Annotated in this window: 10 protein-coding genes; 1 reads left to right on the top strand and 9 read right to left on the bottom strand. The window is 67.9% G+C overall.

Annotation, left to right across the window (positions count from 1 at the left end; genetic code table 11):
* Positions 1-235: 235 nt before the first annotated feature.
* Positions 236-364: a hypothetical protein gene (locus V9G04_02345; protein ID MEI2712145.1), complete on the bottom strand. Its 129-nt coding sequence runs from the start codon at positions 362-364 to the stop codon at positions 236-238.
* A 591-nt stretch (positions 365-955) separates the two neighbouring features.
* Entirely contained in the window at positions 956-1,162 is a 207-nt protein-coding gene (locus V9G04_02340) for a hypothetical protein (GenBank protein MEI2712144.1), read from the bottom strand.
* A gap of 5 nt (positions 1,163-1,167) precedes the next feature.
* On the opposite strand from V9G04_02340, the gene V9G04_02335 reads away from it, so the two are divergent.
* Positions 1,168-1,482, top strand: a complete 315-nt coding sequence (locus V9G04_02335; protein MEI2712143.1) for an Ig-like domain-containing protein — start codon at positions 1,168-1,170, stop codon at positions 1,480-1,482.
* A gap of 17 nt (positions 1,483-1,499) precedes the next feature.
* On the opposite strand, the gene V9G04_02330 is transcribed toward V9G04_02335, so the two are convergent.
* From V9G04_02330 to recC, 7 genes are all read right to left on the bottom strand, one after another.
* A complete protein-coding gene (locus V9G04_02330) occupies positions 1,500-3,494 on the bottom strand; it encodes an ATP-dependent DNA helicase (GenBank protein MEI2712142.1) in 1,995 nt (664 codons plus the stop codon).
* 146 nt (positions 3,495-3,640) lie between these two features.
* Complete coding sequence (gene secD / locus V9G04_02325; protein ID MEI2712141.1) at positions 3,641-5,944, bottom strand: protein translocase subunit SecD; 2,304 nt, start codon at positions 5,942-5,944, stop codon at positions 3,641-3,643.
* 57 nt (positions 5,945-6,001) lie between these two features.
* Positions 6,002-7,540 carry a GTPase HflX gene (gene hflX, locus V9G04_02320; protein MEI2712140.1) on the bottom strand — a complete coding sequence of 513 codons (1,539 nt, stop codon included), beginning with the start codon at positions 7,538-7,540 and terminating at the stop codon, positions 6,002-6,004.
* 147 nt (positions 7,541-7,687) lie between these two features.
* Complete coding sequence (locus tag V9G04_02315) at positions 7,688-7,969, bottom strand: hypothetical protein (protein ID MEI2712139.1); 282 nt, start codon at positions 7,967-7,969, stop codon at positions 7,688-7,690.
* Positions 7,970-8,152: 183 nt separating this feature from the next.
* Entirely contained in the window at positions 8,153-9,997 is a 1,845-nt protein-coding gene (recD, locus tag V9G04_02310; GenBank protein ID MEI2712138.1) for an exodeoxyribonuclease V subunit alpha, read from the bottom strand.
* Positions 9,994-13,326 (bottom strand): UvrD-helicase domain-containing protein, encoded by a 3,333-nt coding sequence (locus tag V9G04_02305; protein ID MEI2712137.1) that lies wholly within the window; start codon positions 13,324-13,326, stop codon positions 9,994-9,996. Before V9G04_02305 ends, recD begins: the two co-directional genes overlap by 4 nt.
* Positions 13,326-16,619 (bottom strand): exodeoxyribonuclease V subunit gamma, encoded by a 3,294-nt coding sequence (recC, locus tag V9G04_02300; protein ID MEI2712136.1) that lies wholly within the window; start codon positions 16,617-16,619, stop codon positions 13,326-13,328. The genes V9G04_02305 and recC overlap by 1 nt, the downstream gene beginning before the upstream one ends.
* Positions 16,620-16,643 lie beyond the last annotated feature (24 nt).

Genomic DNA, 16,643 nt, shown 5'->3' with positions numbered 1-16,643 from the left:
GGGTGGTCTTCTATTCAGCCTCGACCAACCTCATCGCCGGCGACACCAACGGCAACCTCGATGTGTTCGTACGCAATCTCGCCACGGGGCAGACCTCCCTGGCCTCAGTCGCTACTGACGGGACGCCTAGCAACGGCATGTCATGGAACGCCGGCATCAGCGCAGACGGTCGCTACGTGGTCTTCCAATCCGACGCCACGACCCTCGACTCCACTAAGCCAGCCAGCGCCAACGTCTACGTACGCGACACGGTCGCGGGGACCACCAAGGCGCTGCCGATCCGGCACGGGGTCGGCGACGACGATCCGCTGGCGATCAGCCAGGACGGCACGCGGATCGCATATGGCGACTGGTCTGACTTCACATTGCGGCTCTACGACACCACCACCAGTACCTCGTCCCTGATCGCCACCAAGGCATGGGGAGCCACCCTCAGTGCCGATGGCCGCCGGGTGGCCTTCGTCTCGAACGCCACGGACCTGGTCCCAGGTGACGTCGCAGACACCAACGTCTTCGTACGCGACCTCACCACCGGAAGTGTGCAGAAGGTCCCGCAGCCCAATGCTCCGGCCGGTAGCCAGACCGACGCCACCATCAGCGCTGACGGGCTCTTTGTCGGCTATCGAGCGCAACCCGGGGGCGATGACTACCTGCAAGAGGCGTTCGTGTGGGACCTCGCTGCGGGGTCAGTGGCCAAGGTGTCCGTCGACGCGGCGGGACAGCGAGGCAACGACGACTCGATCGATACGGTGGTGAGCAGCGGCGGCAGGTACGTGGCGTTTAGTTCCCGAGCCTCTAACCTCGTCGAGGGCGACACCAATGGCAAGAGCGACGTCTTCTATCGCGACTTGGTGGCGGGCACCACGCGGATCGTCTCTCTAGGCCTATCCGGATCATCAGGCAACCAGGGTTCGGACCAGACGTCGATCAGCGCGGACGGACAACTTCTCGGCTTCTATTCCGGAGCGTCAGATCTCGTGTCGGGGGACACCAACGGCGTGGGTGATCTCTTCTCGTGGAAGGCCACGCCGCACGTGGTGGTGACGCCGACGACGACCCCGACCACGAGCACACCCACCACGACCACGACCGTCTCTTCGCCGAGCGGGACACCGACAGTCTTGCCGCCAAGCGGGACACCGACGTCGAGCGTCCCCGGCACGCCGGCTGGCTGTCACCGCCACGCGCGCCAAACTCACCAAGCAGCAGGCCAAGCGTGCGCAGGCAGGCAAGCGATTCACCGTCAAGATCAAGGTCGCCAGCGACACCGCCACGCCCACCGGCAAGGTCCGCGTGCGGATCAAGGGCAAGGGTGCCCCAACCAAAGCTCGCAAGGGACTCGTCAAGACGCTGACCAACGGCAAAGTCAAGGTCAAGTTCCCCGCCCTGCCCAAGGGGAAGTACAAGATCAAGACGATCTACCTCGGCACCGACGCCTTCGCCGCGTCCACAGCCAAGCTGATCAAGGTGCGCGTCCGCTAGTAGCCACCGGCAGGTGCTCAGCCGGCAGCCAGCCGCTTGAGTGCCTGTTCGGCGATCGCCGGGTCGGTGGTGGTCCACATCGGCGGCAGCGACGCTTTGATGAAGTTGCCATAACGCGCGGTCACCAAGCGGGGGTCGAGCACCGCAACCACGCCCCGGTCGGTGGTCGTACGGATCAACCGGCCCGCACCCTGCGCGATCAGCAAGGCTGCATGGGTCGCCGAGACCTCCATGAAGCCGTTGCGACCTTCCGCGTCAGCTGCCTTCGCGCGCGCCGACATCAACGGATCGTCGGGGCGAGGGAACGGGATGCGATCGATGATCACCAGTTGGCAGGTCTCCCCCGGCACGTCGAGTCCCTGCCACAACGACAGCGTGCCGAACAGGCAGGTGTGCGGGTCCTCGACGAACTGTCGAGTGAGTTCGGGCAACTGGGCATCCCCTTGAGCCAACGTCGTCAGGTGCGGCAGCCGCTCGCGTACGGCCTCTGCCGCGCGGTCCGCGGCTCGGCGGGAGGAGAACAGGCCGAGCGTACGACCGTCGGCGGCGTCGACGAGGCGCACGATCTCGTCGAGTTGCTTCTCGCCGAGACCGTCTCGACCGGGCTGTGGCAGGTGGCGCGCGACGTACAGGATCGCCTGCTGGGGATAGTCGAACGGTGAGCCGACGTCGAGACCGCGCCAGGGCCGGGTGTCGTGGTTTCGAGACGCCTGCTGCGCAGGCTCCTCAACCACCGGTTGACGGGTGTCGTGGTTTCGAGACGCCTGCTGCGCAGGCTCCTCAACCACCGGTTGGCGCGGCTCCTCAACTACCGGAGCGGTGACCTGCTCGGAGGGTTTGAGGCCGACCGAGGTCGCGACGGTACGGAAGTCGCCGCCGAGCATCAGGGTGGCCGAGGTGAAGACGGCCGTCTTGTCGGCCAACAGCTTGTCCCGCATCGGTCCCCACACCTGCAGCGGGGCGACATAAAGCCGCGCGGGGATGCGCCGAGTGCCGATCTCGGCCGCCTCGCTCATCCACAGCACGTCGGCGTCGGCGTTCGACGCCATCCGCTCGGCGTTGACGAAGACCTCCTGGACCAGCCCGCGGGCTTGGGTCTTCGCTGCGTCGGCATCGGCCTCGGCCCCCTCGCGGGGGAACGCGGACACGAGTGCTCGGGCCGCGTCCCGGACCGACCCGAGCGCCTCTGCGAGCTGCTCGGGAACGGCGTCGAAGCGGCCAGCAGGTGCCGCCGCCATCGCGTCGGCCAGCGCGTCTGCCGCCTCGGCGAGCCGGTCGGCCTCGTCACCGTCGACATAACGCTGGGCACGAGTCGCGGCACGTTCAACGTCTGCGACCGCCAACTCGTCGGTGGCCGCCTGGGTCACCCGCGACACCACCTCGTGCGCCTCGTCGATGACCACCGCGTCGTACTCCGGGATCATCGGCACCCCCTCGATCGCGTCGATCGCGAGCAGGGAGTGGTTGGTGACGATCAGGTGCGAGCGGTGCGCCTTCTCCTTGGCACGCTCGGCGAAGCACTCCTGGGCGAAGGGGCACTTGGTCGCGCCGAGGCATTCGCGGTGGTTGACCGACACCTGGCGCCAGACCCGGTCGTGGTGGCGAGGGGCGTTGTCCTTCTCCCCCGTGCCGCCGCTCTCGGACTCCTTCTCGGCCCAGGCTCGAAGTTTGAGCACCTCGGCACCCAGCGAGCCCTCCGGCACGTCGACCAGAGTGCCCTGATCATCGGGCACCCCCTCGCGGATGCGGTGCAGGCAGGCGTAGTTGGAGCGGCCTTTGAGGACTGCGTACGACGCGTCGACCCCAGGCAGCTTCCCGACCGCCTCCACCAGCCGGGGGATGTCGCGCTCGACGAGCTGGTGCTGCAATGCCAGTGTCGCGGTCGCGACCACCACCCGTGAGTCGTGCAGCAACGCGGGCACCAGGTATCCCAGCGACTTGCCCGTGCCGGTGCCGGCCTGCACCAGCAGGTGCGTGTCGTCCACGAACGCCCGAGACACAGCCGCGGCCATCTCGACCTGACCGGCCCGCTCCTGCCCACCCAGCGCCTCGACAGCAGCCGCGAGCACATCGCGTACGACCGAGGTATCCGAGGCTTCAGCAGGCACCGGAGCACCCTAGCCGCGGCCACCGACAACTGCGGAGGCCGTCGACCGGATCAGACGACCGCGCCGGCGTTCTCACCGGTGTCGCGCACCAGCTTGACCTTCGGCGCCCGCGAAAGCGGCCACTTCTCCTGAAGGTAGGTGAGGATCGGCGTGGCGACGAACACGGACGAGTACGTACCGATGATCAGACCCAGCAACAGCGCGATCGAGAAGTCGCGCAACGAATCGCCACCGAAGATCGCCAACGCTGCGAGGATGAACATCGCGCCCAGACCGGTGTTCACCGTACGCGGCATGGTCTCGACGCAGGCCTTGTTGGCGACGGCGGCGAACGACTCGCCGCGCGAGGCATACCAACGTTCTCGGATGCGGTCGAAGACCACGACCGTGTCGTTGACCGAGAGGCCGATGATCGTCATCGCGGCAGCCAGGAAGACGCCGTCGATCGGTTTCTGCAGCCAGGCGAAGACGCCGGTCACGATCAGCACATCGTGGAACATCGCCAGCACCGCGGACAGACCGAAGGTCCATTTGAACCGGAACGCCAGATACAGCAACTGCACGAGGAAGGCGATCCCGAAGGCGATCAACGCCTTGTTGCGCAACTCCTTGCCCAGGGAGGCACCGATCTTGTCGTCCTGGATCTTCTTGGCGCCGTCAGACACCTTGCCGATCGCCTCACCGATCGCGATCGCCTCCTGATCCGAGACCTGACCCACGCGTACCGAAATCTCCTTCTCGGAGCGCTGTACGACGGCCTCGGGATAGCCGGCATCAGCCACCGCCGCGCGGGCGGTGTCGGCGCTGATCACCTTGCCGGTGGAGTACTGCATCACCCGACCACCGGTGAACTCCACGCCCAGATTGAGCCCCGGACCGAAGATGCCGGCGATCGACGCGACGAGGACCATGCCGGTCAGGCTGAGCCAGAGCTTGCGCCGCGACATGATGTCGGGGGCCTTCTCCTCCAGCCAGGTGCGTACGCGTCCCACGTCGCCCAGACCGGTGATCTTGGGACGCTTCTGCACCCACTTCGTCGAGACGGCCATCTCGGTGAGCACCCGCGCGATGATCAGGGCAGAGATCATCGAGGCGACCACACCGATGGACAACGTGACACCGAAGCCCTTGATCGGTCCGGAGCCGAGCACGAACAGCAGGGCCGCCGCGAGCAGGGTCGTGACGTTGGAGTCGATGATCGCGGTCCACGCCTTGTTGAAGCCGATCATCAGTGCGCGACGCATGCCCGCACTGGGATTGTCGGCGTACTCCTCGCGCGCTCTCTCAAACACGAGCACGTTCGCATCGATCGCCAGGCCGATGGCGAGCACGAAACCGGCCAGACCGGGCAACGTCAGCGTGGAGCCGAGACCGACGAGGAAGGCGTACGACAGCAGGGCGTACGACGTGAGCGCCAGCGTGGCCAGGAAGCCGACGAGGCGGTAGACGATGGTGATGAAGAGCAGGGTCAGGATCAGACCGAGCACGCCGGCCTTCCAGGACGCCTCGATGGCGGCCTTGCCAAGCGTCGGGCCCACGATCCGCTGCTCGATCACCTTGACCGGCAGCGGCAGCGCGCCGCCCTCGATCAGGACGGCGAGGTCTTGGGCTTCTTGGAACGGGAACGACTCGATCTGGGTGTTGCCCGGGATGCCCGCCGGGCAGAACTCCTGGCCCACGGTCGGCGCCGAGATGACTTCCTTGTCGAGCACGAACGCGACCCGGTTCGTCCGCCCCTGAGCGCAGGCTGCCTCGCCGGATTCCTTCTGCCAGGCCGACTTGCCCTTGCCGGTGAAGCCGACTGCGACCACCCATTGGGCGCTGTTCTCGGGCATCTGCGCCTTGGCGCTGGTGATCTCGGTGCCGGTCATCACGGCGGGGCCGAGTTTCAGGTACGGACCTTCCTCCGGAGCGTCCTTGTCGAGCAGGTAGGCGATACCCGACTCCTTGCCCGACTTCTTCTCGGCCCTCTCGGCCTTCTTCACCGCGTCCTTCGTGAGCGTGTCCTCCAACACTGGACGCACGCTCAGTTGGGCGGTCCGACCGATCGTGGCCACCGCGCGCCGGGGGTCCTGGACGTCGGGGAGTTCGACGATGATCCGGTCAGAACCCGAGCGGGTCAGTGTCGGCTCGGCGATACCCAGCGCGTCGACTCGGCCACGCAGCACCTCGAGCGCCTTGTCCGTATTCTCCGTGTTGGCCTCGACCCGGTCGGTCGACTCGGTCTGCAGCGTGATCTGGGTGCCGCCGCGAAGGTCGAGACCGAGCCTGGGTTCCTTCTTGATTGCGAGGGCCGCGCAACCGGCCAAGAGGCCGATCACGAGCAAAAAGCGGATCCAGACGCCACGTGACATGAGAAGAATGATCCAACACCGTCCAACCAGCGCCGAATCCGGAGGGCACTTTCCCGATCAGGAACCGTACGGCGCCAGCGCCGCAGCCAGGTCCTCGTGCGCCCTTCCGGTCACCAAGGTGCCGTCCGCGGTGTGCTCCAGGGAGCCGATCTCGGCCTCCTTGTGCAATCGGTCGACCAGGTCACCGCGTTCGTAGGGCAACAATGCACTGAACTCCACGCCGGGCTTGGGCAGATCGGCCTCGACCGCCTCCAGCAACGCTTCGATGCCCTCGCCGGTCTTGGCGGAGACCACGACGGAGTGCGGTTCGCGCGCCTTGAGCCTGCTCAGCACCAGGGGATCCGCGGCGTCGGCCTTGTTGATCACGATCAACTCGGGGATCTTGGTCGCCTCGATGTCCGCGAGCACCTGGCGTACGGCTGCGATCTGCCCCTCGGGGTCGGCGTGCGAGCCGTCGACCACATGCAGGATCAGGTCGGCGTCGGCGACCTCCTCCAAGGTGGAGCGGAAAGCCTCGACGAGTTGGTGCGGCAGGTGGCGTACGAACCCCACCGTGTCGGTCACGACATAGCCGCGGCCGTCGCTGGTGGTCGTACGCCTGGTCGTCGGGTCGAGGGTCGCGAAGAGCGCATCCTCGATCAGCACTCCGGCCTTGGTGAGCCGGTTGAGCAGGCTGGACTTCCCGGCGTTGGTGTAGCCCGCGATCGCGACGCTAGGGATGTGGTGGCGGCGCCGCTCCTGACGCTTGACGTCACGGGTGCCCTTCATCTCCTTGAGCTCGCGGCGCAGTTTGGCGATCTTGGTGTTGATCCGGCGGCGATCGGTCTCGATCTTGGTCTCACCGGGGCCACGGCCACCGATGCCGCCGCCGTCCGCGCCGACACGGCCACCGGCTTGGCGCGACAGGTTGCCACCCCAGCCGCGCAGTCGCTGCTTCATGTAGCTGAGCTGGGCCAGCTCGACCTGTGCCTGGCCCTCCTTGCTCTTGGCGTGCTGGGCGAAGATGTCGAGGATCAGGGCGGTCCGGTCGACGACCTTGACCTTGATCTTGTCTTCGAGGTTGCGAAGTTGGCTGGGGGCGAGTTCGCCGTCGCAGATCACGGTGTCGGCGCCGGTCGCCTGGACGATCTCTTTGATCGCCTCGACCTTGCCGCGGCCGATATAGGTGGCCGGGTCGGGTTTCGTACGCCGCTGGAAGACCGCCTCCAGCACCTCCGAGCCGGCCGTCTCGGCGAGCAGGGCGAGTTCGGCCATCGAGTTCTCCGCGTCGGAGACCGTGCCTTCGGTCCATACGCCGACGAGCACCACCCGCTCCAGACGGAGCTGGCGATATTCGACCTCGGTGATGTCTTCGAGTTCGGTCCGGATCCCGGCGACGCGGCGCAGTTGGTGGCGCTCGGCGAGGTCCTGCTCTCCAGTGGTCAGCTCGGGATCTTCGCCGGCCCCGTCGTCAGTGCCGTCGTCGGTGTCATCGGCATACCCCGACTCCCAGTCGTCGACGGAGTCGTCATCGAAGTCGTCGTCATCCCAGCCGGTCGTCTTGGCCAAGGCGTCGGAGAGCGAGAAGTGCGGGTCGAGATCGCGTGCGTTCGTCATATGCCGACAAGCCTACGGCGCGGCACCGACAAGCGGCGAAGGGTTTTCGCCCGACTGACCCCTGGAAGACACGAAGAACTGCGGCCGCGGGAAGAGTCCAGGTGACCTGGCCCTTCCCAGCGGCCGCAGTTCTTCGGGCTTGGGGGGTCAGCCCTGCGTACTGAACGCGGCGTTGAAGGCAGCCTCGGGGCGTCGAACGCCAGTGCGAGCCCATTCGGCCGTTGCGGCCGGTGCCGACTGCTTCTTGGCGTCCTTGCAGTCCACGTGATAGATCGGGTCCTTGAAGTCCCACAAGAACCCAACCGGGTCGAGGTCTTGCCACACGAAGTGCGACGGGTCCCAGTTGAGGCCGAACGCCTCGCGGTGCCCGATCGCCTCCATGGTGCGCACGGTGGTCCAGTAGTCGTACGCGATCTCGCTGGGGTGCACCTCGTGGGCGAACTGACGTCGCTGTCGGGGAGAGGGCGGGAGGCGCGATCCATCGCAGCCTGACGCAGTCCCGAAACACCTGAAGGCCAGGTGGGGTGTGGGACTCCCACCGTGGAGCGACGGCGATCACAATGTCACTGAACCTGCGCTCTTTCGAATATTTCGGGCGACGGTGTCACTCTCTCATTGCCCCGGCAGTCGACCGGCGAGCCGCAACGCCAGACCACTTGCGCGTACGACGCGTCGCGCCAACGCCGCCCGCAGGGAAGCCTCGGTGCCGATCACCGTGACCTGCTCTTGTGCCCTTGTCACCGCGGTGTAGAAGAGCTCGCGTGTGAGCAACGGGGAGTCCTCCGCCGGCAGCACGACGGTCACCGCACGCGCCTCGGACCCCTGGCTCTTGTGCACGGTCATGGCATAGACGGTCTCGGCCGACGCCAGCCGGGTGGTCGCGAACGCCACCGCCTTCTCGCCGAGCCGGACCAGGACGCGCAGTCGACCGTCGGGCAGGCTCACGGTGACACCGAGGTCACCGTTGGACAGGCCCAGACCGCGATCGTTGGCCGTGATCAACACCGGCCGTCCAGGGAACCATTCGGTGTAGTGAGTCACCCCCGTACGCTCCGCGAGCAGTCGCTGGATCTGACGGTTCCAGCTCGAGACGCCATAGGGGCCGGTGCGGTGAGCGCACAGCAGCCGGTGCGCGTCGAGCAGATCGGTGACGGCTCGTCCGTCGTCTTCGGCCAAAGGCCCCTCTGCTCGGGTTACGCGATCGGCGGCCAAGGTGACGGCGAATGCGGCATCGACGACTCGCAGCTCAGCCGCCTTGAGGGCTTCGTCATCCTCGGGGTCGACCAGGCTGAGCGCGCCATCGCCCGCGGTCAGCAGAGCAACCACGCGATCGGCATCGTCGGCGCGCACCGCCGCTGCCAGTTGGTCGAGCGCGGCTCCGGCCTCGAATCGGTGCGTGCGTACGAGCCGCTGCACCACCGTGGCGGCCGGTCCTTCCGGCTGTGCCTGCCCCAGCAGCGCCAGGCCCTGCACCAGATCGGCGAGCACATTGCCCGCCTCCACCGACGCGAGCTGATCAGGGTCGCCCACCAGGATGAGTCTGGTGTCGGGACGTACGGCCTCCAGCAGCCGCGCCATCATCGACAGCGGCAGCATCGACACCTCGTCGATCACGATGATGTCGAAGGGCAGCCGGTTTTCCCGATGGTGCCTGAAGCGGGTGGACGAGTCCGGGAAGCGGGTGCCCAACAGCCGCTGCATCGTCGTGGCACCCAAGGCATCGAGATAGCCGGCCGACGGATCCGTGAGCGTGGCGCGCTCCCTTGCCACGGATTCCTGAAGTCGGGTGGCGGCCTTGCCGGTCGGCGCCGCGAGGCCGATGCGAGGTGCCCGCCCGGCCTCGTGCTCGAACTGCTCCCCCATCAGCAGCAGCATCCGCGCCACCGAGGCGGTCTTGCCGGTGCCGGGACCTCCGGTGAGCACCGTGGTCCACTGCCGCGCAGCGGCCAGGCACGCGTGTCGCTGCTCCTCCCAACCCTCTGCAAACAGGCGCAGAGCTCCGGCCTCAAGCATGAGTTCGTCGACCTTCGGCGCAGTCAGGGCAAGGCGCGCCATCACGTCCGCGTGGACCTGCTCTTCTTCACGCCAGTGTCGATCGAGGTAGAGCAGCGACCCGGCCAACCGCACGAGACCGGCCTCGGCGACGGCACTGGCCGCGACCCGCTGCGGCCACTGCGCCGCGTCGGGCCAGGTCACCTCTCCTTCGAGTTCCATCGGCTGCTGTGCCACGGTCGCGAGATCCACGCACACCGAGCCCGCGCGAGCAGCGCGTACGGCCAGTGCCACCGCAAGCCGCACCGACTCGTCCGACTCGTTCACCAGACCTGCGAGCCGAGCCGCGACCTGCACGTCCGCGGAGTCCAGCGCACCCGCACGGTTGAACTCGGCGAGCACCCCGACAGCCCCCAACGCCAGGCGCCGATCGGCGACGTGCCGTTCTGATCCGGCGATGGTCATGGGCGTCCCCCGTCCAGGATCTTGGAGAGTTCGAGGATCAAGGCGGTGGGTGGGCGCCACGAGAACACCCCACACGGCACGCCGTCGATGATTGGCGTGGCCGGACCGACCATGCCGCGCACGTAGAGGTAGAGCACACCGCCCAGATGGGTCTCCGGGTCGTACGCAGGCAGCCGCCAGCGCAGGAAGCGGTGCAGCACGACCGAGTAGAGCAGCGCTTGCAGGGGATAGTGCGAATGCACCATGGCGGCGGTGACCTTGTCGGGGGTGTAGTCGAGCGCAGTCAGCGAGCGGCCCGGCTCACCAAGAGTGTTGGTCTTGTAGTCGACGACCACGAAACGGGGGTTGCCCGTCTCGTCGAGCATCCGCAACACCACGTCGATGGAGCCCGAGAGATAGCCGCGCAGCACCTGCTCCCCCAGGGACGGGTTGTCGAGTTTGTCGGCGTATTCGCGCACCGGGTCGCCGGGCGGAAGGTGGGCCCGGATCGCCGTCGCGAAGTCCGCCAACCGCCGTCCTCGCTCACCCTCGCGGTCGCCGTCCGCGAGCGGGATCTCGAAGTCGAGTTCCCGCAACCGATCGCGTAGCGGAATCTCGGCGAGCGTGAGCCCGGAGGCGAGCGGGCCGAGTGGGCTGTGGTTCATCGGCAGGAGGGCATCGGCGAGAGTCTCGGTCGGCTCCGGGACCGCCCACCAGCGACGTTGGACGTCGAGATGTCGGATCAGCTCGGCACGAAGGTCCGGCACCTCGGGGTCGGCGAGTTCGAGGACGGCATGCACCAGAGATCCGAAGGTGGCGCCACCGGCCAGGCCGTCCATGGGCGAGACGAGTTCGGGCGCAATCTCTGCGGGGGCCTCCGGCGCGGTCAGGTCGAGCATTGGCTCGATCTCGACCTCGTCATCGGTGCCGGCGACTTCGGGCTCGGCATAGGTGACCGACACCTGCTCGGCGCGGATCAGTCCGGAGTACGACGTACGGCGCCACGCCAGGTCCAGCGTGCGGTCGAAACTGCGAGCCGCCAACCGCGGCGCGGGATCGGTCTCGCGTACGGCTCCGGAATGGACGACGGCGTCCTCCAGCCTGAACGCACCCGCCGCCTCCCAGCGTTTGAGCACCTGGTCGCACGCCACGTCGGTGTCGGGGAACGGCGCTGTGGGCGAGACGTACGCCCCGTCGGGCTCGCGCCCGAACAGCAGACGGGTGAGCGACGCGTTCTTGCCATCCCACGTGGGTGCCCACCACAGCACCAACTGGGCGCGAGCACGCGTCATCGCGACGTAGGCCAACCGCAGGTCCTCTTGGGCTTCCTCCACCCGCGCCTGCGCGCGAGCCTGTTCGGTGCCTGCGACGTCGAGGCATCGTTGTGCGTTCTCGTGGTAGAGGTGCGTGGTCACCCAGTCCTTGACCCGTCGGTCGAAAAGACCCGGCAGGTAGACGAGGGGGTATTCGAGGCCTTTCGAACCGTGGATCGTCACGAACTGCACGGCCTGGGCATCGACATCGAGTCGCCGACGGCGCGCGTCGGTGCGATTGCCCTCATCGATCGCGTCGCGCAGCCAGCGAGTCAGACCGGTCAGGCCCAGGCGGTCCTCCTGGGCGGCGCAATGGAGCAACTCGCCCACGTGGTTGAGGTCGGTAAGGATGCGCTCACCGCTCTCCCAGCCCAGCACTCGTGCGGCCAGCCCGTCTGCGTGCGCAGCCGCGAGCACGGCGGCGACTCCACGTGAGCGGCACAGGTCGAGCCACGAACGGATCCGCTCGCCGAGTCGATCGGAGAGGTCGGTGCCGCCGGCGACGAGTTGATCAGCGGTCGTGTCGAAGAACGGCGTCAACGCGGCGGCATGAATGCGGCGCGGCTGCGACGGTTGCTCCATCGCCTCGAGCAGGCGCAGCCAGGCCGCTGCAGCAGGACCGGTCATCACGCTGTCGGCGGAGTTGACGACCCACGGGATGCCGCGCTTGGTGAGTTCGGCCTGGATCGGTCCCCCTTCCAGCCGGATCGAGTGCAGCAGAATCGCCACGTCGCCCGCGTCCAACGGACGGATCGTCCCGTCGGGGTCGGTCACCGACGCGCCCGCGCTGAGTTGCCGGCTGATGTCGGCTGCGACGTCAGCCGCCACTAGCGGCTTCCAGTCCGCCGGACGAATGGTCTGCGACTTGGTGAGATCGAGTCCCTCGCGCGAGACGCGACGCAGCCGCACTCCTCCCCTGACCTCATAGTCGATGCCGCGCTGGGTGCCGGAGAGCGAACTCCCTTCCCGGGCCGCGGTGACCGGATGCACCACGATCTGCTCGTCGCCCAACTCAGCCCCACGCAACAACGCCTGCAAGGCGTCGACGACCGCCGGGTCGGATCGGTGATTGCGGTCGAGCGTGCGGGTCTCGGCACCGTCGACCGCGCTGAGATAGGTCGGCGTGTCACCACCGCGGAAGGCATAGATCGCCTGCTTGGGATCACCGATCAGGACCAGCACGCTGGACTTCGCGAAGGCTCGCGAGAGCACCTGCCACTGCACCGGGTCGGTGTCTTGGAACTCGTCGACCAAGATCACCTTCCAGCGTGCCCGCATCCGCTCGGCAGCCGCGGAGTCCTCGCCCTCGAGTGCCGTGGCGAGTCGATCGAGCAGGTCGTCGAACGTCAGGATCGCGGCACGTTGCTTGCGGTGCGCGACCTCGTCACGTACGCCCCCGGCAAAGGACACCAGGGCCGCCTCGCGGCTGTCTTGGTCAAAATCACGAGGGCGCAGCGCGGCGTGCGGCTGGGCCAGCGCGTTCTCGGCCGCGATGCGCGCCTCTTTGAACGTCACCGGAGGCTCGGCCGTGCCGGACCAGCGCGCCAGATAGTGGTCGGTGACCACATCGTCGGTCAGTCCGCTCAGGTCCTCGCGCAAGGTCTCGCGGGCGTCGGAGTTTCCCGCGACCCCCAGCGAGCGCAGCACCGCATGGCAGAACTCGTGGGTGGTGGCGATGGTTGCCGCGTCGTAGTGGGCCACTGCGTCCAGCAGACGTCGCCGCCTCACCTCGATCGACGCATCGTCGAGTTCGCGACGATCGGCGTCTCGGCGCAGCACTCCCCCCAGCGGCGTCGTGGCCTCCGGCAAGGCCAGTTCGGCAGCCGCCGCCACCAACTGCTCGCGCACCCGATCTCGCAATTCCTGGGTCGCCGCCCGGCTGAAGGTGATCAGCAGCAACTCGTCGAGGCGGGCACCCTCCGCGATGAAGCGCGTCGCAAGGGCGGCCAGCGTGAAGGTCTTGCCGGTGCCGGCACTGGCTTCGAGGACGGTGATGCCGGTGCCCGGCAACGGTGCGGTGAGGTCGAAGGCTTCCATCACTCCTCCTCCGACTGCAGGATCGGCAACCAGAGACCGAGTGCCTCGTGACCGAAGACCGGCTGCCCGTCAGGGCCGGGGAGGTCGCGCGCTTCCTCCCAGCGGGGACGTCTGCCCCAGGCATGGGTCAACTCCGGAGGTCGGCTCTTGTTCCATGCCTCGCGGGCGTCGCGCTGGATCATCCAGTCCGGGGCGTTGCGTCGCCGATGCACCACCAACGCCCAGGCCCGAGCGGTCTCCTGCTCCAGCGGAATGACCTGGGTCAGCGCCCGATCATGCAATGCCACGAGCGACTCCAACACGCCCAGCGGATCGACCACCGGGCGGAAGGTGCCGCGGACCGGATCCACTCCCGCCTCGGGACCGCGACCGATCGTACGACCCACGAAGCCGGCGCCGGGATCGGCCGCACTCAGCGCCACCAGATCCAGCCAGAGTTGCAGCCTCGATTTCGCGCCCAACGTCGAGTACCCGACCCGGACGAGACGATTGCCAAAGACCCCCGGCACGGTGCCGACGACTCGACGGCCATCCGCCAGCTTGATGTCGACGTCTGTGTCGGTCGACTCCTGCTCTCCGATCGAAGACCTGAACTCCTCGACGAGTTTGTGCGCCGTCTTCGCCGCCTCCTTGACGCCGTGCCAGCCGTACGCCCCCGGTGGCGCGGCCCCCTGCTGCCACTCGCGGTGGAGGACGTCGCCCAGGTCGTGACGACGCAGGAGTGCCTGCAGCATCCGGTCGCCGGATTGCCAGGCCGCGAGTCCGCCCACAGCGGCCGGCATCGAGTCGGAGACCTCGTCGCGCTCACGGGGCACTTCGGTCATCAGCCGTTGCCGGACGAATGCCTTGGCCGGAGAGAACACCGCCTCACGCAGGTCCGTCAACGCGATGTCGCCAAGCGGCGCTGGTGGCAGGCGGACATCGATCAGGCGCGGAGCCGGATGTCGTGGTGACGCGGCCACCCGGGCGGCACGCGCCGAGTCGCTGTCGTACGACTGCGGGAGCAACACGCCGCGCTCTGGCACACCCAGATAGGCCGGGTGAAAAGCCTGCGACTTGTGCTCGGCAATCTTGAACCCCGGTGCGGCGACTTCCACGACGTCGAGGAACTCACGCAGGGGCACGGCTGGAGGACGTGGGGCACCTGTCGATTCGTGGAAACCGGTGTAACTGATCACCAGATGCTCGGTCGCGGCCATCACCGCATCGAGGAAGAGTTGTCGGTCGGCGCCACGCTGGTCGCGTTCGCCGACGAGTGGGATCCGACCGAGGACGTCGTCGCCGTCGAGGGTGCCGCCGCGGGGGAAGACACGGTCATCGATGCCGAGCAGGCACACCACGCGATGCGGCACCGAGCGCATGGGCGTAAGCGTGCAGATGGTCAGCGTCCCGGTGCGGAAGTTCGCGCGCGTCGGCCGGCCGCCCAGTTGTCGGTGCAGCATGGCGCGGATGTCTCCCAGTCGAAGAACCGTGCTCTCGCCCGCCTCTTCGCCAAGCGCGGACAACTCTCGGTGAAGTTGTGCCTGTTGCCACTCCTCGCCATATGCCGGCTCCGCGAGCCGCTCGACGGTCGATGAGAGCAAGGCGAACCATTCGGCCGCCCCGTGCGCACCGCCGAACCTCTCGGCGCAACGTTGCAGTCGTTCGATGGCCTCGGCCAAGCGCCCAGCGAGGGCGATGTCGGTGGTCGAGACATCGTCGTAGGGCGCGGTGGTCTTCAGGGTCGCGTCGGAGTCGTCGGAAAGGGCAACGCCTGCGAGCACTCGGTCGAGGCCGAACTTCCAGGTGTTCTGCACGAACGCGTCGAGTCCGTACGCCGCTCGCCCCCGTTCGTCCCAACCCCAGCGGATCCCCGAGTTGGTGACCCAGCGGGTCAGCGTCTCCAGGTCGGACTCCGAGAAACCGAAGCGTCGCCGCACCGGCTCTTCCGCCAGCAGGTCGAGCACCCGGCTTGCCTCGGCACGCCCGTCGCCCAGGTCGAGGATCTTGGTCAGCACGCCGAGCAACGGGTTGGTCTGCGTCGGAGATCGATCGGCCAGCATCACCCGCAACCGATGACCAGGATGGCTGCCCGCGACCGCTTCGCCGAGACCGAAGGACGCCTGGATCAGGGGGGCGAAGACATCGATATCGGGACACATCACCACGATGTCGCGTGGCTCCAGAGTGGGATCGGCATCCAACAGATTGAGCAGCACCTCACGCAGCACCTCGACCTGACGGGCCGGGCCATGACAGGCGTGCACTTGGACCGACCCGCGTACGCCTGTGTCCTCGCCCAAGCCGACTGCCTGTCGCGGCGCTCGGGCTGCGGCGATGTCGGCCTGGATCGCGCCAAGCAGGGTGCGCGGTCGCGTCGGCCCGGGCACTGCCCCGCCATCGCGGGCATGCACCGCTTCGAGCACCGCCTGCGCCTCACGCACGTCGCGCCCCATCGTCGCCAGCAGCGGATGCTCGACCGCGAGGTGAGACTCGTCGTCCAGTCGACGGGTGCCCAGCGACGGCACCGCGCGCGCGGCCCAGAGCGCATCGCTGGGATGCGGCATCCACACGTGGACCTCGCGTCGCTCACCGACAGCAGCCAGCAATTCGGCCTCGCTGCGACTGAGCCGGGTGTGGCCAAACAGGCTCAGGCGTGGGGGCAGGTCCAACGCGAGCGACCCGGATGAGAGCGCCGCGACCACGTCGCGATGCCGTACGACCGGCGACGGTGCCCCGACATCGGCCAGCACTCGCCGCCACAACTCCGGCTGCCAGGCCAGGTCGGCCGGCAGCGCTCGGCCGGTCCCGTCGCCGTTGCCCCCCGCCTCCCAGTCGACGAGCAGGTGGGGACGCTGCCCGGCGTACGCCGCCAACAGCCCGGCGAGGCGTCTTGCCACGGCAAAGCGCCGCCCCTGACGCAACACGAACTCGTCCGACCCGGGCTCGAAGAGATAACCCAGATGGTCGACGACGACGCGCGCCCACGGCTCCCCCACCGACCTGTCGAGCACGCGCAGCACCGACCAGGCAAGCACGTCGGGGTGCCAGGGATCCTCGTCGCGCGTCCCCAGCACCTCGGCGATCAGCGAGGCCGGGGAGCGGAACTCGACACCCGCACACACGCCGTCGGCAGACCCCGGGGCATTGCCAAGCAGGTGTGAGAGCTGCTGGCTGAGCCATCGCTCCACACCCCGCGCCGGGACCAGCACCAACTCCATCGCGAACGGATCTGCCTGCGGCTCGCGCAACACCGCGGCAAGGCCCGGGACCAGCAGGTCCGCCCGCTCAGCTCGATGCACGATCAACGTCACGGGCGCCACCCTAGACGCGCGCAC

This window comes from Nocardioides sp. (genome assembly GCA_037045645.1).
In the GTDB taxonomy this organism is placed as follows: domain Bacteria; phylum Actinomycetota; class Actinomycetes; order Propionibacteriales; family Nocardioidaceae; genus Nocardioides.
The sequence above is the reverse complement of the archived record's forward strand: the minus strand, read 5'-3'. Positions and strand labels throughout refer to the sequence as shown.